This is a genomic window from Natronolimnobius baerhuensis (assembly GCF_002177135.1).
GTDB classification, from domain to species: Archaea; Halobacteriota; Halobacteria; order Halobacteriales; family Natrialbaceae; genus Natronolimnobius; species Natronolimnobius baerhuensis.
This window is the reverse complement of the sequence record NZ_MWPH01000001.1, coordinates 800,652-818,673: the sequence shown is the minus strand read 5'-3', so window position 1 is coordinate 818,673 and position 18,022 is coordinate 800,652. Positions and strand designations below refer to the sequence as shown.

Sequence of the window (18,022 nt, the reverse complement as noted above, 5' to 3'; positions counted from 1 at the left end):
CATGATAGGACACACTCACACCGATACGATCTCCACGGAGACGGCCTCGAGACGGCCAGGAGTGACGGATAGCGAGGACGACCGAGGCGTCGTCGGCTCCGCCGGAGGGACTGGCGTAGCCACGGAGGTGTACTGCCATGGCTGAATACGAGTGGCTCGCCGGGGCGATTGTCCTCGTGCCACTGCTGACTGCGGCGCTGCCGATTGCCGCAAGCCTTCGCTGGAAGCGCGTTGGCTGGGGAATTGCGACGAGCATCGTCGCAACGATATTTGCCGCCGCAGCGGTGCTAACCTGGGAGATCTACACGAATGGCCCCGTCGAGTACATGCTCGGCGACATCCAGTGGCCCTACGGGATCGAACTCTACGCCGACGAGTTCTCGATGCTCGTCGTTATCCTGATACTCGGGATCGCACTCGGTGTACTCACCTATACCCGAATCGGCGGCCCGCGTGGAAACACCTTCTACGCCGGCTTCCTGTTGCTCACCGGCGGGATGCTCGGTGTCGTCATGACCGGCGACGTGTTCAATCTCTACGTCTTCCTCGAGATCATGGCGATTTCGTCGTACGCACTGGTCTCGTCCTCGAAGTACCGCTGGTCGACCTACGCGGCGTTCAAGTACCTGCTGGTCGGCACCGTCGGGGCGTCGTTCTACCTGCTCGGCGTTGCACTCGCGCTGTCGGCGACGGGCACGCTGAACATGCACCATCTGGGAGAGCAACTTGCGGTCGCGGGCTACGACGAACCGGTCGTCATCACGTCGTTCGTGCTGATGGGCGTCGGCCTCGCGATCAAGATTGCACTGTTCCCAGTACACACCTGGCTGGCGGACGCCCACGCCTCTGCGCCTGACGGCATCAGTGCCGTGATCTCCGCGCTGATGCCCGCCGTTGCAGTGTATGCGTTCGCCCGGATCATCTTCACCGTCTTCACCCCTGAGTTCCTCGAGGTGAATCCGATGATCTCGCAGTTGCTACTCGTGGGTGCACTCCTGAGCCTCTTTGCGGGGAGTTTCTTCGCACTCCTGCAGGATCACATCAAGCTCGTGCTCGCATACTCGACGGTGTCGCAGTTCGGGCTGATTCTCATCGGGATCGCGGTTGCGAACGAAACCGCGATGTTCGGCTCGATGTTACAACTGTTCGGCCATGGCATCGTCAAAGCCTCGCTGTTCCTCCTCGCAGGGATGTTCGCCCTGCGATTTGGCGGCATTCGGACCGTCGATGAGTACGCCGGGCTCGCAAAACGGGCGCCGGTCATGGCCGGGGCCTTCGCCGCACTCGGTATTGCAATGATCGGGCTCCCGCCGACGGTCGGGTTCGTCGGCAAGTGGTACATCGCCCTCGGTGCCTTCGAGGAAGGACTCTGGATCGTGTCGGCGCTCGTCCTCGGCAGCACGATGCTGTCGGCGGGCTACATCCTCCCGTTCATTAATCGGATCTACTTCCACCCGTTCGACGGCGAAGACGTCGATCCGACCGCAATCACGTACGGGATGCTCATGGTCCTCGTGATCGGTGCCGGACTCGGACTTACGCTTGGATTCCTCTCCTCGGAGATCCAGACGTTCCTCAGCGAGGCTGTGGCTCGCCTCGTCTGAGCCGCACACATTCACCACGTTTTTCAGGTATTCTGCTCGAGAAGTCCAACAACTAGTCCCGACTCGAGGTTACTCCGTCGACGACTCCGAATCCGACAGCGAGTCGGTGAGCGACTCGGAGACGTCGGTGTCTGAGTCCGCACCGGTCGGTGACTGGCCTGCTGATCCGACGGTAACGATAGTGTCTGGGTCGTACGGAACCGCAATCGAGCGCTCGGTCAAAGCGGCACGAAGCATCGGCTTTGAACCTGAGGATTCCTGTCGCCCCTCGTCTGTCACACGATCACTGCGGACGCCGCGAGGCGTCAGGTAATCGCCGTCGACCTCGAGTCCGGCGTCTGCACAGAGTCGTTTGAGCACCGAGCGGGCCCCTTCGGTCGTGATTGCGGGCGGTGCGATTGCGCGGTCGCGGGCGAGTTCCGTCGCCGTGTGCGTTGCACAGAGATCCTCAATTTCGGCCTCATCATGGCCACGCTCTCGCAGCGTTTCTTTGACGTGCCTCGCAATCGAGGGGGCGTGGCGGGTCGGAAACAACGGCCAATCGTTCGATGGCGGGTCGAGGACGACGCCATAGCGCCGAAGCGGCGTTCTGGCTGGCCCGAGCAATGTCACGTCCTCGTAGCGCTGGGATTTGCCGAGGACGCGAATCGTCCCCGCATAGAAGTCGACGTCGTCCCAGGTCGCTCCTGTTCGGCGGTCGTCTTCGGGGACGCGAAACAGTTCCGACCCTCGGACGGACGAGTGTGCGAGCAAGGCCACCATCGCGTACTCGCGCAGTCGCGTGCGGCGCTCGTCGCGCTCGAGTCGCTCGCGGTCGGCCTCAAGTGAGCGCGTTCGAACATAGGCCTCGAGTTGCCGCCGTTGGGCCGCGCTCCAGCGGTCGTCACTCGCCCCGTCCGCACCAGTTGTCCGTCTGCTGGGAAGGGCGGCTTCGGCGCGGTCGGTTGCGGCGGGGTTTGCGGGGAGGATACCGCCGCGAACGCACCACGAAAAAAACGCCCGGACGACGGCGTAGTAGGTGTTCGCCGTCGACGCCGTGTACTCGCCGCGGTCGGTTCGGTCGGCCAACTCGAGTGCGTACGCGCGCATGTGGTCCGCCGAGAGGTCGTCGATTGCTCGCACGTCGAACTCGTGCTCGAGCCACTCGGCAAAGCGACCCAGTATCGAACCGGCTTTGGCTGCGTAGGTTCCCGCGCCAGCGGTTGCAGGATCGCCGTCGCCGACAGCCTTTCGCTCGAGATAGACATCGATGGCGTCTGCGAGTGCGATATCAGCAGCGGCAGTGGCGTCTGACTCGTCGCTGTGCTCGGTCACGGTCTTGTCACCTCCCTCGTGCCGGTACTGCGCGGAACGTGCGGTTGTCGTGATGAGACAGCCCCGGCTCCGACAGACACAGCGGACTCGAGATACTCTCTGAATCGAACTCGGTGTTCACACGCGCCACGGCGAGTCATCGGTTCGTCCCCAACTGACCGCTGAACACCAATCTGTGTTTCGGTCTCGAGAGTCGAGAAAGAAAAGACAGCGACGTGACTGGAACCGAAAACAGCGGGCTTACTCGAGGTAGCCAAGATCAGCGAGTCGGTCTTCGACGGCTGCATCGGCGGTTTCGACGGAGTCGGTCTCGTCGAGTCGTGGATACGATTGATGACCCGAGGAGTCGACACAGGGGAGTGGCTGGCCGTCCATCTGCTCGTCGACCGGGACGCCAAGCGTCGCAAGCACGGTCGGTGCGACGTCGAATAGGTGTGCATCCCCGACGCTGCGCGTCTGGTTGATAGCCGCGCCTGAGGCGGCAAAGGTTCCCTGCAGTTTGTGATTCCAGGGCTCGGTTGGCGGCCCGAACTGCTCGTCTCGCAGGGTTGCGGAGATGAAGTGTTCGAAGTCCGCAGGGATCGTGACGATGTCGACGGCGTGCTCGGCTTCGGGGCCGTGGAAGTACTCCTCGCGTGGGCGAACGGTTTCGAATACTGGCTCACCCTCCGGCGTCCGCGCGGAGCGCAAGGCGTCGATGATGTGTGTCCTCACAGTCTCGTACTCCGCTTCCGGGACCACGCCGTTCGGCTCTCTCCCCTCGAGATTGAGCCGGACGCCGAGTTCGATGCGCGAGCGGACGTAGGCCGTCGACTCGGGGAAATCAACCTGCGTTGCGCCGGCGCTGACCATGCCAGCCGGCGCGTGCGATGCGACCAGTTCATCGATGCCGAGGCGCTCGAGGACGGCCCCGATTCGCTGGCTCGTGAGGCCGACGCGAGCGGCACTCGCCATCGCTCGTTCGGCGACGCTCGGGTCGTGTGTTGTCTCGTCCGTCCCTTCTTTGAGCGCCCCGTCTCGGACCGTCGCCCACGTCGGCATTCCGTCACCGCCGTGTTCCGTCTCGACGAAGCCCTCGCGACGAAGATACTCGTTGACGCGGAACTCCTGTCCCTCGTAGGGTCCCATCCCGTGATCGCTGGCGATGATGACGGTGTCCGGATCGTGGGTCTCGAGAATCGTCTCGAGTTGGCGGTCGACCTCGCGGTAGATCTGGCGGATGGCTGCGTCGTTGTCAGGCTCTTTGTGGAAGATCGAGTCCGTTCCCTGAAACTCGACGAAGCCGAACTCGGGGTCGTACTGATCGGCGAGATAGCGAAACGCCTCCCCGCGCATACGCGCGCATTCACTGTAGGCCTCACCGAGGTCGTCAGCGTCCTCGTCGGGATAGACCCGATACTCGCCGATTTCCTCGCGAACCTCCTCGAGGAGGCCGGCCGGCTGGCACTCGGGGTCTTCCGGGGCGGTGTAGCCGGGGATCAACGCGCCGTCGAACTCCCGTGCGGGGTGGGTTACGGGGACGTTGACGACGACGCTCGTCATGTCGTGTTCGTCGAGCAGTTCCCAGATCGCCCGCTCGCGCACGTCGCTTGCGTTGACGACGTCCCAGTCGTAGCCGTCGAACGAGAGAAAGCCGAAAACGCCGTGTTTGCCGGGGTTCTTCCCCGTGTAGAGAGAGGGCCACGCCGACGCCGTCCAGGGCGGGATCTGTGACTCGAGGGGGGTACTGACCCCCTGTTCGTAGATCGACTCGATTGTCGGCAGCTCGTCGTCGTCGAACATTGGTGCGAGCACCCGATCACACGCGGCGTCGACACCGACGAGCAGTGTTTGGAGGGAGGATCCGTCGTCCATCGAGCGTGTCTGCATCAGGTCAGCCCTTGGTTATGCAGGCGGTTCCCAGTCGAATCCGGACCCTTCGGTGCTGATGAGACGAGTGTCCCTTGGTTGTCCGCACCGCGAGACAGTCAGTCGGGTATTTCTCCGCAAGAGATGAACCCGTGCCGCTTTATCAGTCACGTTCACAGTCGTCCGTATGGCATACTATGCGGATCAACCAGCACACGCCGGCAAACGGCAGGCTGGCCTTCTCGCACGTGCGTTGGCGTGGATCGTCGACGGCGTCGTTTCGGTTATCGCGCTGGTGGCGATCTTGGTGCCACTCCTGGCCCTGTTCGCCCCGAGCGGGATGACCCTCGAGGACGCAGAGGGCATCGGGTCGCTTGTCGGGCTCGGTTTCCTTTTCGTCTACTATATCGGCACAGAAGCGGCATGGAGCCAAACCCCTGGCAAGATGGTGCTCGGCATTCGGGTCGTCCAGACCGATGGCCGGGAGTGTTCCACCGGCGGTGCAATCGCTCGAAACATCACGAAAATACTCGGCGGTGCGGCGCTGTTCCCGGTGCTCGTCGCCGTCCTGTTGATCCTCTCGACGGACGATAATCAGCGCCTCGGCGACATCTTCGGCGAGACGACGGTCGTCAACGTGTAGGCACAGACCCACGCACACTCCAAAAACGGCCGGACGAGTTACTTGACCGAATCGTACATCGACGCTAGCTGGCGCATCCCCCACTTACCGTACTCGAGGCTGTAGTAGGTCTCGAGTTCGGGGTTGAACTTCGCCTTATAGCGGTTGATCCGGCGCGTGTCCGCACCCACGAGGTCGTAGGTCTCGAGGCCGCGCTCGTGACCGTCGTCCATAATCGCCCAGTCGAGCAGGTCGTTCGTCGGCACGTCGACGTCGGTATCGGTGCGAACGCCGCCCATCCAGCGACCGGTCCGGTCGCCATACTCGAGTGCCAGAATCCCGCCGACGAACTCGTCGTCGACTCGGAGCGTGTACGGGCGAACGGCACCGTCTTCAGCGGCGTCGTTGAGATCGAGGATGAACTCGACGGGGACGCCGAAGCTGATATCCTGCGATTCGTAGCGGTTTTTCACCTGTTCGTGGATCAGCCGAATGTCCTCGTCGCCGCCGACGGTGACCTCGTAGTCGTCTTCGTCGGTGTTGCGAATGTTACTTCGCGCGTCACTGCTGAACGTCATCAGCAACTCGTCCGTCTCGGGCGTGATGTCGACCGCGTAGGTGTACTCCGGCGTCGCATCGTACTGGTTCCACTTGAACGGGCGCGAGTCCTCGAACGCCGTCGAGGTGCGGACGTGGCCGTACTTCGGCGCAAGTTCCTCTTGAATCCACTCGAAACAGCCGTCCATAAAGCGCTGACGGCGGCGCTCGCGCTTTCGCTGTTTCAGCTTCGCCATGTTCAGAAACGCCGGCCCGAGATACGGCACGCGAAGGTGTGGCGGCGGCGAAAACGCCGTCGTCACGAACTTCTTCGAAATTTCGAAGACCGGAAACAGGCCGACGGGTTCCTGTCCTTTGAACCCGATCAGCGGATGGAGGGTTGCATCGGAATGGGCGGCTTGCACCCGCAGCGCCTCGAGTTCGTGACAGAGCGTCCCCTGTGGCGAACGGCTGACGTGACGATTCCACTTCTCGAGGTCGTCCTCGGTTGCGATGCGAACATCGATGCTCATCTGTTCGACCACCCGGCTGCGAATACTCGCATATCGCTGGTCGCTCGACGTACCATACGAACACGCTCGCCCCACGCGCACTTTGTAAGCAGCCTGTTTCCAGACCGCCACTCGAGTGATCGACTCCCGTAATCAGTGACGACTTCGCAGGCGGGTGCGCGTGTCCTCGAGTCGAGGCTCGCGAACGAAGCATCTCATCCAAATTGTGCCGAACAAGCGCTCTTTTGTCGATTTTACGCCATACGTATCGCACTTGAGGACAGAAACACTGCGAGATACGTCCGGTTATGCGACCAGTAACAATAGCTGACTCTCCTGAAGAGCGACTACCTGGGAATAGATGACAGATCGTTCACCGCAGCCGTCACATCCGTCTACAGCCGTTCGACAGGGAGGTAAACACGTCCTTGGGCAGTTACCGACTGACCTGATCACCACTGCAGGGTTCGTCATCGTCGCAGCCGTGCTCCTTGCGGTCGTCGACATCGGGTCGCCGGTCGTCCGCGCCGCACTCGGCTTCCCGCTGCTCTTTCTCGCACCGGGATACGCGACCGTCTCGATGCTCTTTCCGCGACGCACACCGGCTCGCTCAGTCGAGGAGACTGGACTGATCGGGCAGGTACAGGAGTTCTCCGACCTCGAGCGCCTCGCACTCGCGTTCGGCCTGAGCGTCGGACTGATTCCGCTGCTCGGACTCGGAATCGCCGTCGTCTCGCTCGGCTTTACGCAGGGAGTCGTCGTCGCCGTGGTCAGCGGATACACGCTGCTTGGGGTGTGTGTCGCCTCGATCAGACGGATTCGCGTTCCCCGAACCGAGCGGTATCAGTTTTCGCTCAGTCGGCGACTGGGCGCTATCCGCACGGCGATTCTGGGGACGAACTCGACCGTTCAGGCCGCCGCGAACGTCGTCCTCGTCGCCAGTCTGCTGATCGCGCTGACGTCTGTCGGCTACGCACTCGCTGACCCGCAGTCTGCTGAGGAGTACACCGACCTCCAACTGCTTGCTGAGGACGACGCAGGTGAACTCGTCGCCGCGAACTACACCTCAACGGTCGAGTCCGGCGAGTCGATCCCGTTCGCCATCGGACTCGAGAATCAGGAAGGTGAGTCGACGGAGTACACGGCCGTGATCCAGGAGCAGTGGATCAGCGACGGCGAGGTCTTCGACCGAACGGACCACGACCGGACCGACTATCAGCTCGAAGACGGTGAAACTGTACAGGACGATATCTCGGTGACGCCAGACGCCGACTCCGGCGACGTTCGCATCGCCGTCTTGCTGTACGATGACGAGGTTCCCGACGAGCCATCGACGGAGAACGCCTACCGCTACGGCTACGTCTGGACTGAAATCACCGACGACATCGACGCTGACGACGACTGATCGACACTCGAGTGGTTCGGTCCGTTCTCGCCAGTTTGCTTCTCGCGTTCGGTACTGTAGACGAGCAGCGCTGTCTCGAGCGTTCGATATCTGTTGGTGCTGTGGACGAGACGACGTCGGAGTGTCTCTGACTGCCCACTTGGGGAGACGGACCAGCAACGACAGAGTGCACAGAGAGTGAGTGACGTCGTCTCTGGGCAGTTGTGATCCGAGTTGAGTCGATGACTCGAGAGATCCCTCCGTTAAGACTCGCTTCCGGCTGGTTTTCGGCGAACGTTTCACACAGTGAGACGGTATTGAGACGCTTACGGTCAGCAAGTAGTGTATAACAAGGGTGGAAATTGGCAAAGACGCTGGCAGCTTCGAATGTCACAGCACTCAGCCATCGACGACGGACTTCTCCGGACGGTGGCACTCTCGATTGGCTTTTTCGCGCTTGCCGGGAGTGCACTCGTTGCACGCGGATCACCAGCGACTGGATACGAGGTATCGATGTATGCGATGACGCCGTCTCTGGTCTGGGTCGGCCTCATGATCGCCATGGCCGTCGCCCTGACCATTGCATTCGTTCCGCTCCGTGGCGAGCCACGGGGTGGCCGTCCGTTCGCGATTGCACTCGGCGGACTCACGATGGTCGTCTTCGCTGCCCTCCCGATTATCCGCGGCTATCGATTTCAGGGCCACTACGACGCACTGACACACCTCGGCTGGGCACGCGGAATCAGCGAGGGAACGATGTCCCCGTTCGAACTGTTCTATCCCGCGATTCACGTGACGACGGTGTTCATCAACACTGTCATCGAGATTCCGCTCTCGAGGGCGATGTTGTTCGTCGTCCTCATTTCGATGCTAGTCTTCTGTGTCTTCGTCCCGCTCTGTGTGGGAACCATCGTCGGCGACCAGCGCGCAGCCATCATCGCCGCGTTCGCCGGTTTCTTACTCTTGCCGATTACGACGATCTCGATGTACCTCGAGGCGCACGCGATGTCCCAGGCGGTGTTCTTCTCGGCACTCCTCCTGTTCGTGTTCGTCAAGTACGTCCGCTCGGACCTCTCGACGACGCGCATCTCCGCGATTGGCGCTGCCTTTTCCTTGACCGGAGTTGCAGCGGTCGTCTACCACCCGCAACTGGTCGTCCACCTGATCGCTGCATTCGTCGGCATCTGTGCCATCCAGTTCCTCGCGAAACGGATTTCGGCTGACGGGCAGATCGCCGGACAGACGCCGGTCTACGGACACACGATCTTCCTCGTCGGTCTCTTTCTGGTCTGGTCGGCCGACCACGGCTTCTTCGGCGGCATGTTCGAGCACTTCATCGGCGCGGCCGTCGACTTCTTCCGTGGCAGCGGTTCAGCCGGTGACACAGTTGCAACACAAGGAATGTCGCTGAACGCACTCGGCTCGGGCCTGCTCGAGGTGTTCCTCAAGCTGTTCACGCCACACCTGGTGTTTGCCCTGCTCGTCGGCGGCCTCGTTCTCGGCCTGTTGTTCCGGCGGGATTCACACTGGTTCGAGCGTGTCTCGGCTGAAGTGACCTACTTTGTCGTTGCACTGATCGTCCTCGTTCCGGTCTTCGGCGCGTACGTCTTTGCGCCCGGCTCGAGCATGTTCTTCCGCGTGTTCGGGTTAATGATGGTGTTCGTGACCATCCTCGGTGCGATTGCGCTGCACGGGCTTTCGGGACGACTTCTCGAGGGGCGCCCGACCGTTGCGGTGGCGGCCGGCCCGCTGCTCGCTGTTGGCTTTACGCTCCTGTTGGTGCTGTCGTTGGTTGCGATTGTCCCATCGCCGTACACCTACAACGCCTCGCCACACGTCAGCGAGACGACGATGAGCGGCTACGAAACGGCGTTCGACAACCGAGATGATGAAATCGACTTCCTCGGACTCCGTGATGGGCCGAACCGATACGACGACGCAGTCAACGGCAACGAAAACCGAAGTTGGGCACACGCCGACGTCGACGCCGCCGAGTTCCGTGAGGGCGTCTCCGGCCAGTACGAAACCGACCGCTATCTCGCACTCACGCAGATCGACCACGAGCGCGAACTCGACACCTACGACGAACTACGCTATACCGAAACCGAACTCGAGGCCGTCGCGGACGAGCCGGGCGTCAATCGAATTCAATCCAACGGCGAGTTCGACCTCTACTACGTCCCCGGTGCAACCAGCGAGGTCTAACCGGATCGGCACTCGAGTCTCGCCGCGTCGACCGGTAACAGCGCCATAACAAGGTGCGTTTCACTGGATGATGCTACTAACTTGATGACGTGGGATTGCACCCGTCGAATTCGCCCGCTCTCGTCTCGAGGTCGTTCTCGTGGCACCTCCACTGGGTCCGTACGCCGCGTCCGTCGACGCAGTGCGAGAGTTACGAACCGAACTGATGAATCGAATCGAACGACCCTCAATTCGTCCATCACTGCACGCCGCAGTATCACGTAATGGCTACGACAGATTCAATCGTTGGCGGATTCAAAGCGAACCTCGCCAGCAAAGTCATCGAAATCGCCGTCAACGGCTTGCTCATCTTGCTGTTGACTCGCGTGTTCTTGACGAGCGAGGAGTACGGACTGTTCTCACTGGCGATTGCGATCTTCTCGATTGCCGTCTTCTTCAGTCGGATGGGACTGGCGAAGTCGGCTGCTCGCTACGTCACCGAGTATCGCAAGCGCGACCCGTCGAAGATTCCGCTCATCGTTCGACGGTCGTTGCTGTTCAATCTCGTCACAATTGCAGTCGTCTCGGCACTCGTCGTCGCCTTCCGCGAGCCAATCGTCGCACAGTTCGGCGAACCCGAACTGGTGTCGATGTTCTCGATTGGCGTCCTGTTCATTATTGGGCAAACGCTTCGCTCGTACGTCTACTTCCTCTGTCAGGGATTCAACCGCGTAACCTGGAGTGCACTGCTCTCAATTGTCTCGAATGTCGGCATCTTCGCGTTCGTCGTTACCCTCCTCGCGCTCGGCTTCGGGATTCCCGGTGCCGTCCTCGGCTACGCCGTCGGCTACGGACTCGGCGCAACGGTCGGCTTGATCGTCCTCTATCGCTGGGTCTCGACGATGCCAGACGAGATCGTCGCCACCGATAGCGAGTCCGCCAAGACAGGGACTGACTCGAGCGAGAAGGGACTCACCCGCCGCATTCTCGAGTACAGTCTGCCGCTGTCCGTGACCGGTGCCTCGTCGATCATGTTCAAACGCGTCGATATCGTCCTCGTCGGGGCGTTTCTCACACCCGTCGCTGTGGCTTACTACACGCTCGCAAAACAGCTCACGGAGTTCGTCACTGCGCCCGCGAGTTCGCTCGGCTTCGCCGTTGCGCCGACGTTCGGTGAGTCGAAATCCAGCAACGACATCGGGCGGGCCTCAAGCATTTACGAGACGGCACTCGAGTACAATCTCCTGTTTTACGTTCCGGCAGCCGCAGGGATGGTACTCGTCGCCGATCCGGGGATTCGGTTCGTCTTCGGCGACGACTACCTCGGTGCAATTGCGCTCGTCCAGTTACTTTCGGTCTTCGTCGTCCTCCAGTCGATCAACAAGATCACGAACGACGCACTCGATTACCTCGGTCGCGCCCGCCACCGCGCGATCTCGAAAGGCGGGGCAGCCATCGTGAACGTCGGACTCAATCTCGCGCTCTTGCCGACGATTGGCGTCGCCGGAGCCGCGATATCGACGGTGGTCAGTTACGTGCTCATGGTCATCGTCAACCTCTATCTGATCCACCTCGAGCTCTCGCTCTCGCTTCGCGCGCTTGCAGTCACCGTCGTCAAGACCTGCGCAATCGCTCTCGGGATGTCCCTCATCGTCGTCGCATTCCTGCCGTACGTCTCTGGCGTCATCACGTTGCTCGCCGCAGTTGGCGTCGGCGTCGCCGCGTGGCTCGCGCTGGCGGTCGGCAGCGGCTTGCTCGACATTCGCTGGGCGATGTCCCAGTTGAGCTAAGGCGGCACTGTTTTCGCAGTCGTCTCGATTCGTGGGAAGTGAGACCAACCATCGACAGCGTCGCGCTCTCGAGGGCGCACGGGCAGTTCCTCGCGCGCACCATGGCTGAAACGAGTTTTCACCATCTCGAGAGGCGCCAAATAAGGAATACAGCGCCTATTCTGCAGCTATAGGTGTCGTCGACATACTATCCTCACTGACTTCCACTCGAGCGATAGTCTCCGCAAACTCTGACGATCAGGGTTTAAAGACTAATCAGTTGAAGAGAGTATTACTTCGCCGGAACAGTCTTCGATTGGGATGTAATGAGCGAGAACACGGATCCACGACCTGAAGACAACTCGCTGCTCGGCCGCCGCTCGTATCTCAAAGTCGCAGCCGGCGCAGCCGCACTCGGTATCGCCAGTACCGGTGCAGCAGCAGACGAAGACTACGACGTTATCGAGGTTTCTGCAGGAGACACCTACAGCGTTACTCTCGGCAGCGGTGACACCTTCGAGAACACGCTGATCGACATCACCGCACGCGGTGCGAAGTACCAGATCAACGCCTCCGGTTCTGACTGGCTCATCCGCAACGTCGGCGTCCGCGGCGAGTGGGACGGCTACAGCAAGGCGGAGCCGCTGATCGCCAGCGTCTCCCGGAACGGCACCGGCCGAATCGAAAATCTCTATCTCGGCGACGGCGCACCCGACGACACCTACCCTGGCGCGACTGGTATCTACGTCGCGAACAGCCACGCCGGCGTCCTCGAGATCGACCGCGTGAACATTCAGGGGTATCCCGACAACGCGATCTACGGCAGCTCGCCCGGTGACCTGTCTCGCCACCCAAGCGGTGGCGGCGGTGGCGGCGAGGTCCACATCACGAACTCCTACGCGGCAGACTGTCGCGCAGGTGGGTTCCGGATCGGCTCGTCGGGATCGTACGCGGAGAACTGTGTCGCCGTCGGCTGTGACCGCAACTTCTGGGGATTCTACCACGACACGGAAGCCATCGACTGTGACTTCTCGGACGCTCGCTTCGGCGACGTCGGCACGGGCGACGGCCACTGGGGCCACAACGCGACGGTGACGGTGACGAACACGCGGTACGAGACGACCGTCAACCACTCGGGCCGAATCAACGGCAGTTCCGCGGGGTCGCCCCAGCGAACCGAGCCGAGCGATGTCGAGGGTGTGCCACTCAGCGCCGAAGACGCGGCCTCGGGCTCCTCGAGTGAGTCGCCGGACGAGAGTGATGAGAGCGATGACGACGCCGAAATCGACGGCCACGTACTCGCATTCGTGACCGACCCGGACGCCCGAAACGCCAGCTACGAATTCACGGCCGAGGGCGCTGTCGACTTCTACGACGCACCGTATGAAAGCCCATCCGGCGGCGCTATCGAGGGCGGCACGTACGAGGATGAGGACTTCATCGATGCCGACGGCGAGACCGTCCACGCTGGCGGGACCACCGGCGGCGGCCATGGCGATGCGTTCGTCGTCGACGGCGCAGTGACCGAGATCGACCTCGAGCAATCCAACCTGATGTGGGTCGAACTCGACGGCGAAGAGAAATCTCTCGAGGCGATTATCGACGAAACTGGCGGCCGCGAAGACGACGAGGAGACCGATACGGAGGGAAATCTGCTCTCGTTCGTGACTGAACCGAACGCCCGAAACGCGGCCTACGAATTCACGGCAGAGGGTGCCGTCGAGTTCACTGAAGCACCATACGAGAGCCCCTCTGGAGGAAGCATCGAGGGCGGCACCTACACAGGCGAGGACTTCATCGACGCCGACGGCGACACCGTCCACGCCGGCGGGATCACTGGCGGCGGCCACGGTGACGCCTTCCTGATCGAGGGCTCGGTGACGTCCATCGACCTCGAGCAGCCAGACGTGATGTGGGTCGAACTCGGCGGCGAAGCAATGAGCGTCGAGGAGATTATCGAGGAAACTGGCGGTGACGACGAGGACGATGACGGCGAGCAGCCCTCGAAAGCCATCGTGATCGACAGCACCGAAACCGGTGCCGAAGCGTCCTACACGTTCGAGGTCTCGGGAACCGTCGAGAAGGCGACCCACCGAGATTCCTCCATCGATGACAGCGATATCATCGACGGCAACAGAGTCGAAGGTTCCGTCGACGACTCGCGCGACGCCTACTGGTTCAGCGGCGACATCACGGACTTCTGGCTGAACGGCGACGCCTACGTCGACATCGAGTACAACGCCCGCTAAGACAGGGAACTTCGTGTGGACTCCCGTCTCGAGGCGCTGACGCGGTCACTGACCGATTGCGCCACGAGTCAGGCGTCCGACTGACACACGACCCCGAAGGTTCGCTCTTTTTCGCGGTCTTTCGTTTCGGCAGTGTTTTCGAGGAGTGACGACACTCTGCCAGCGGACTCGAGTGCGGGAACTCCTACTTGAACGTCCCGGAGACGCGCTGGTAGGCCGACTTCGCGAGCGTCATCTCGAGGCCGGACGATTCGACGACGTAGTAGGGACGCAACTCGCCGTTGAACTTGCCTTTGTACTCACAGAGGCGTTCGGTGTTCGCCCCGACGAGGTCGTAGCCGGTGACAGACTCGAGGTCGGGATCGGTGACGATATCCTCTAAGATCGTGCGGTGGATGAGGTTGTTGACGCTGACATTCTCGTAGGAAGCGACGACGCCGCCCTGCCAGTAGTACGCCAGGTCGTTCGAGAACAGCGAGAGGATGCCACTTTTGTACTCGCCATCGGGTGTGCGGGCGACGTAGACGCGCCAGCGGTCGTCGTCCAGACTCGAGAGCAGGTCGCGAACGAACTGGCGGGACATCGGTGCGGTGTCGTCGTACTCCTCGTACTGGGCGACGACGTCGTCGTAGATCCGCAGGGCGCTGTCGACGCCTTCGGTTTCAATCGTCAGATCGACCTCGTCGACGCGGCGCATCTCGTTTCGCAGACTCTTGCTGAACCCGCTCATCGCGTCCTCGATATCCTGGGCGTCCTCGAGGTCGACGACGTAGGTGAATTTCGGCTCTATCGAGGCGTCGTTCCAGTTGTACGGTCGCGGGTCCTCGTAGCCGACGGGGCAGGTCATCCGGAACAGCGTCGAGCGCTTGTCGGTCTCGAGGTCGGCCATGACGGCGTCGGCGAGTTCGCTGTTGATCCGTTCCCACTTGCGCTGTTTCGGGCTGTTCGGGTTGATAACCGGGCCGAGTCGGGGCACGCCAAGAGAGAGCGGCGGCGAGAATACTGTGCGGCCGACCGATTTCTGGTCGACGAACACGGGCAGCAGGCCAACGGCTTGTTGGCCCTTGTACGCGCCGTAGAGTCGCATCTCTGCGTCAGTGTGTGCGTCGAGCACGGCGAGTGCGTCCGGGTCGTGAAACACCTCGATACCGGATCGTGGCAGCGCATCGCCCCACTCCTCGAGCGTCAGTCGTTCGATGTCCATGTACGCACATCGATGATGGGTTGGTGTTTTGTTATCTCGGCGCTACTTGATCGTAACGAGTCCTGAACGGTCTCGAGTGCGTGAGACTGACTGCGTGTCGCATCCGACAGCAGTTGCTCGAGGCCACGCAAAATCCAAAAACAACTGCCGCGTTCGAGTCAGTCTCGAGTCGACGGAAGGGTTGTGGTCTCGTTCCCAAGCGTCGTGAGAATGTTCCGCCAGTCCTCACCGGCCTCGTCCATCGAGACCGACTCGCGGATTTCCGGGGCAGCCTCGGCGAGCGGGGCTCGATACTCATCCTCGAGACAGCGTTCCATCGCCGCCGCGAGCGCCCGTGGGTGGCGGCTGTCGACGACGACGCCGTTTTCGCCGTCCGTGACGGCGTCAGTTACCGAGCCGATATCGGGGACGACAGCGGGCAGGCCGGATGCCATCGCCTCGAGCATCGCAAGCGGCAGAGCATCCCGACGCGAGGTCAACACGAACGTATCCGACTGGCGGTAGTACGACAGCGGTTCGTCGACCCAGCCGGCGAAGTCGATCCGATCCTCGAGGCCGTGGGCGGCGACCGCGTCGATGACCTCGGTTCGGAGCGCGCCGTTGCCGACCATGACTGCATTGAACTCGTTGCCGCGCTCCTCGAGTTCGGCGAGTGCCTCGACGAACAAGACGGGATCCTTCTCGGGGCCGAAGCGGCCGACCCAGACGAAGTCGTACTCGGTGTCAATATCGGCCGGAATCGGGTGGTACGTGTCGGTGTCGATGGCGTTCGTCAGGATGTGGATGCGCTCGCGCTCGAGGCCGTACTCGAGGAGTCGCTCGGCGTGGTCGGAACCGGGGACGGAGACGGCGTCGAACTGTCTGAACGCCCAGCGCGGCCCCGCGCCGTACCACTGCTCGGCGTGGTGGTCGAGGTCGATCCCGATGATGCCGAGGAACGCCTGATAGCCGTAGATGTGCTTCAATGCGAGCGCGTAGAGGCCGTACGGCACCAGCGAAATCGAGGCGACGGTGTCGTACTCGTTGCGATACCCCTCGAGCAGGGCGACGACAAAGAGCATGAGAACGCGCAGGATTCGCGGCCCGAAGTCGGGCACCTGCACGTAGTTCGCGTTCTCAATGTCGCCAACGTGGTCTGGATCGAGACAGACCAGCGTCGTCTCCTCGGCGATGTCCGCAAGCGGCCCGTAGTGTAAATCGTTCTTGTGCCCGAGTCCGGTCAGGACCAGCACTCGAGCGTCTTCCGGATCGCTCTCACCCATCGCCTCGACCGGTGCTCGCCAACGCGCTCTGTCGTCCATCTCACCGGTGCCGTCGCTTCTGGAACCGCCACGCGTTCCATCGCTGTCTGCCTCGGTGGTTGTCTCGCTCATGCGTTTGGGTGTGGCGTCGACTCGAGGTGCTCAACGTCGATCTCGGAGTCGAGTGCTGTTTCTTGCCCGCCGGCGGCCTGACAGGCTAGCAGGAACTCCGACATCGCATACGACATCCAGCCCTGACACCAGCGCATCAAGGTAACTCGTTTCATGTGATGGCGGTACTGTCGATAGTAGAACCGGCCCTCCTCGCCCTCGACCTGCAGGTTTGCGAGCACCCAGCGCAGGATTCGGTCGGCGAACTCGAGGTCGCCCTCCCGAGTAAAGACGAGAATGCCCTGCGTACTCGCGTGGATATCGCGGGGATAGGCGTTCGATTCGTCGAAGTTCGGCGCGCCGTCGAGTTCGAACAGTTCCTCGCGGTAGAATTCGAGTGCTTCCTCGAGCGTGTCGCTGTAGCGGCCGGCGTCGATGACGTCGCGATAGCGCTGGAAGACCTCGATGATGAAGCCGTTGTGGTGGCTGTCCATCGAGAGGTGGGAGGCGTCGGCGGGGATGCGGTAGGGCCAGCCGCCGATGTCGGTCTGGTTGGCCGCGACATGATCCAGAATCTTCGTTGCGCGCTCGCGCAGGTCCTCGTCGCCGAAGTGCTCGTAGAGGTCGATCAGCATGCCAGCGCCGAGGGCCGCGGAGTTGAGCGTATAGGAGTCGTCGGGATGGTTCAGGTGGTAGTCGATTTTTGCGCCCTCATCGACTTCTCGGTAGTTCAACTCCTCGATGAGGAAGTCGACCGCGGTGCGAGCGATTTCGGCGTACTCGTTACCGAGTCCGTGTTCGGTCGCCTGTACAAGTGCTTTAACGCCGTAAGCTGTCGAGACGATATCAGGGTCACTCGGCACACCCTTTGTGTGGAAGTGTTGAATCTCGTGTCGGTGGCCGCCACAGAAGCCGCTATAGCCCTCGAGGCTTTCGTTGACGAGCCACTGGGCGAGGTGGTCGGCTTCGGCGCGGGGATCGAACCGTCGCTCAACCTCCTCGTTGGCGCTCGTATAGGTGTCGAAGTTCAGATTCGCCATCGTAAACAGCGCCGTTCCCTTGTAGTTTCGCCGGTCCTCGACGCGCAACAGCGGCCTGATGTTGACCGGCGTCCGTTTGACGAGTTCCTGAACGACCAGGTTCACGAAGCGATTCTCGACGGGGGCAGCTTGTAACAGCTGGCTGCTCATCCCGTCGCCGTAATCCGGCCCGGAATAGTCACGACGACGAGCGTACGCGAGCGTCGAATCCAGAACTGAGAGATAGTGATCGACGGCTCGAGGACGGTCATCCGTCTCGGCCTGCGTGGTGGGTTCGGGAAGTCCTTGCGACTGCATCAGTGGGTGGTCCGTCGGAAATCCCATTATTATACGCCTGCTACCGATTTCGCCGTCATGACAGGGGGAGACTGCCCGCAGTTCGCCGGGCCAAAACTGGCGGTAC

At 61.7% G+C, this 18,022-nt stretch carries 13 protein-coding genes; 7 read left to right on the top strand and 6 right to left on the bottom strand.

All coding sequences use genetic code 11. The features are described 5' to 3' along the window. Position 1 precedes the first annotated feature (1 nt). Both B2G88_RS19420 and B2G88_RS03920 read left to right on the top strand, forming a co-directional pair. Positions 2-145, top strand: coding sequence for a hypothetical protein (locus tag B2G88_RS19420; protein WP_176393169.1), 144 nt, complete (start codon positions 2-4; stop codon positions 143-145). After that, the gene (locus B2G88_RS03920; protein ID WP_054862049.1) at positions 138-1,604 is read left to right on the top strand and encodes a monovalent cation/H+ antiporter subunit D family protein; all 1,467 of its coding nucleotides are present in this window, start codon (positions 138-140) and stop codon (positions 1,602-1,604) included. The genes B2G88_RS19420 and B2G88_RS03920 overlap by 8 nt, the downstream gene beginning before the upstream one ends. A 69-nt stretch (positions 1,605-1,673) precedes the next feature. Here the strand turns inward: B2G88_RS03920 and B2G88_RS03915 are convergent, their stop codons facing one another. Next, complete coding sequence (locus tag B2G88_RS03915; protein WP_087714019.1) at positions 1,674-2,918, bottom strand: tyrosine-type recombinase/integrase; 1,245 nt, start codon at positions 2,916-2,918, stop codon at positions 1,674-1,676. A 240-nt stretch (positions 2,919-3,158) separates the two neighbouring features. Then, positions 3,159-4,772 (bottom strand): alkaline phosphatase family protein, encoded by a 1,614-nt coding sequence (locus tag B2G88_RS03910; protein WP_087714294.1) that lies wholly within the window; start codon positions 4,770-4,772, stop codon positions 3,159-3,161. A gap of 181 nt (positions 4,773-4,953) precedes the next feature. On the opposite strand from B2G88_RS03910, the gene B2G88_RS03905 reads away from it, so the two are divergent. Beyond that, complete coding sequence (locus B2G88_RS03905) at positions 4,954-5,409, top strand: RDD family protein (RefSeq protein WP_054862048.1); 456 nt, start codon at positions 4,954-4,956, stop codon at positions 5,407-5,409. Between the two features lie 38 nt (positions 5,410-5,447). Here B2G88_RS03905 and B2G88_RS03900 read toward each other — a convergent pair whose 3' ends face one another. Next, the gene (locus tag B2G88_RS03900; RefSeq protein WP_087714293.1) at positions 5,448-6,458 is read right to left on the bottom strand and encodes a GNAT family N-acetyltransferase; all 1,011 of its coding nucleotides are present in this window, start codon (positions 6,456-6,458) and stop codon (positions 5,448-5,450) included. A 340-nt stretch (positions 6,459-6,798) separates the two neighbouring features. On the opposite strand from B2G88_RS03900, the gene B2G88_RS03895 reads away from it, so the two are divergent. From B2G88_RS03895 to B2G88_RS03880, 4 genes are all read left to right on the top strand, one after another. Further along, positions 6,799-7,842, top strand: a complete 1,044-nt coding sequence (locus B2G88_RS03895) for a DUF1616 domain-containing protein (RefSeq protein ID WP_054862047.1) — start codon at positions 6,799-6,801, stop codon at positions 7,840-7,842. A 366-nt stretch (positions 7,843-8,208) separates the two neighbouring features. Then, positions 8,209-10,026, top strand: coding sequence for a DUF6541 family protein (locus B2G88_RS03890; protein ID WP_054862046.1), 1,818 nt, complete (start codon positions 8,209-8,211; stop codon positions 10,024-10,026). Between the two features lie 263 nt (positions 10,027-10,289). After that, entirely contained in the window at positions 10,290-11,795 is a 1,506-nt protein-coding gene (locus tag B2G88_RS03885; RefSeq protein WP_054862045.1) for a flippase, read from the top strand. A gap of 305 nt (positions 11,796-12,100) precedes the next feature. Further along, positions 12,101-14,023, top strand: coding sequence for a hypothetical protein (locus B2G88_RS03880; protein WP_087714018.1), 1,923 nt, complete (start codon positions 12,101-12,103; stop codon positions 14,021-14,023). A gap of 184 nt (positions 14,024-14,207) precedes the next feature. On the opposite strand, the gene B2G88_RS03875 is transcribed toward B2G88_RS03880, so the two are convergent. The 3 genes from B2G88_RS03875 to B2G88_RS03865 all read right to left on the bottom strand — a co-directional run bounded on the left by B2G88_RS03875 (position 14,208) and on the right by B2G88_RS03865 (position 17,916). Beyond that, complete coding sequence (locus tag B2G88_RS03875; protein ID WP_087714017.1) at positions 14,208-15,227, bottom strand: GNAT family N-acetyltransferase; 1,020 nt, start codon at positions 15,225-15,227, stop codon at positions 14,208-14,210. A 158-nt stretch (positions 15,228-15,385) separates the two neighbouring features. Continuing rightward, positions 15,386-16,600 carry a glycosyltransferase family 4 protein gene (locus tag B2G88_RS03870; protein WP_087714016.1) on the bottom strand — a complete coding sequence of 405 codons (1,215 nt, stop codon included), beginning with the start codon at positions 16,598-16,600 and terminating at the stop codon, positions 15,386-15,388. Beyond that, positions 16,597-17,916, bottom strand: coding sequence for a prenyltransferase/squalene oxidase repeat-containing protein (locus B2G88_RS03865; RefSeq protein ID WP_245835308.1), 1,320 nt, complete (start codon positions 17,914-17,916; stop codon positions 16,597-16,599). Before B2G88_RS03865 ends, B2G88_RS03870 begins: the two co-directional genes overlap by 4 nt. Positions 17,917-18,022: the final 106 nt, after the last annotated feature.

Coding starts and splice junctions, on each gene's coding strand:
- B2G88_RS19420 (WP_176393169.1), top strand. CDS start 2: ATGATAGGACACACTCACACCGATACGATCTCCACGGAGACGGCCTCG.
- B2G88_RS03920 (WP_054862049.1), top strand. CDS start 138: ATGGCTGAATACGAGTGGCTCGCCGGGGCGATTGTCCTCGTGCCACTG.
- B2G88_RS03910 (WP_087714294.1), bottom strand. CDS start 4,772: ATGGACGACGGATCCTCCCTCCAAACACTGCTCGTCGGTGTCGACGCC.
- B2G88_RS03905 (WP_054862048.1), top strand. CDS start 4,954: ATGGCATACTATGCGGATCAACCAGCACACGCCGGCAAACGGCAGGCT.
- B2G88_RS03900 (WP_087714293.1), bottom strand. CDS start 6,458: ATGAGCATCGATGTTCGCATCGCAACCGAGGACGACCTCGAGAAGTGG.
- B2G88_RS03895 (WP_054862047.1), top strand. CDS start 6,799: ATGACAGATCGTTCACCGCAGCCGTCACATCCGTCTACAGCCGTTCGA.
- B2G88_RS03890 (WP_054862046.1), top strand. CDS start 8,209: ATGTCACAGCACTCAGCCATCGACGACGGACTTCTCCGGACGGTGGCA.
- B2G88_RS03885 (WP_054862045.1), top strand. CDS start 10,290: ATGGCTACGACAGATTCAATCGTTGGCGGATTCAAAGCGAACCTCGCC.
- B2G88_RS03880 (WP_087714018.1), top strand. CDS start 12,101: ATGAGCGAGAACACGGATCCACGACCTGAAGACAACTCGCTGCTCGGC.
- B2G88_RS03875 (WP_087714017.1), bottom strand. CDS start 15,227: ATGGACATCGAACGACTGACGCTCGAGGAGTGGGGCGATGCGCTGCCA.
- B2G88_RS03870 (WP_087714016.1), bottom strand. CDS start 16,600: ATGAGCGAGACAACCACCGAGGCAGACAGCGATGGAACGCGTGGCGGT.
- B2G88_RS03865 (WP_245835308.1), bottom strand. CDS start 17,916: ATGCAGTCGCAAGGACTTCCCGAACCCACCACGCAGGCCGAGACGGAT.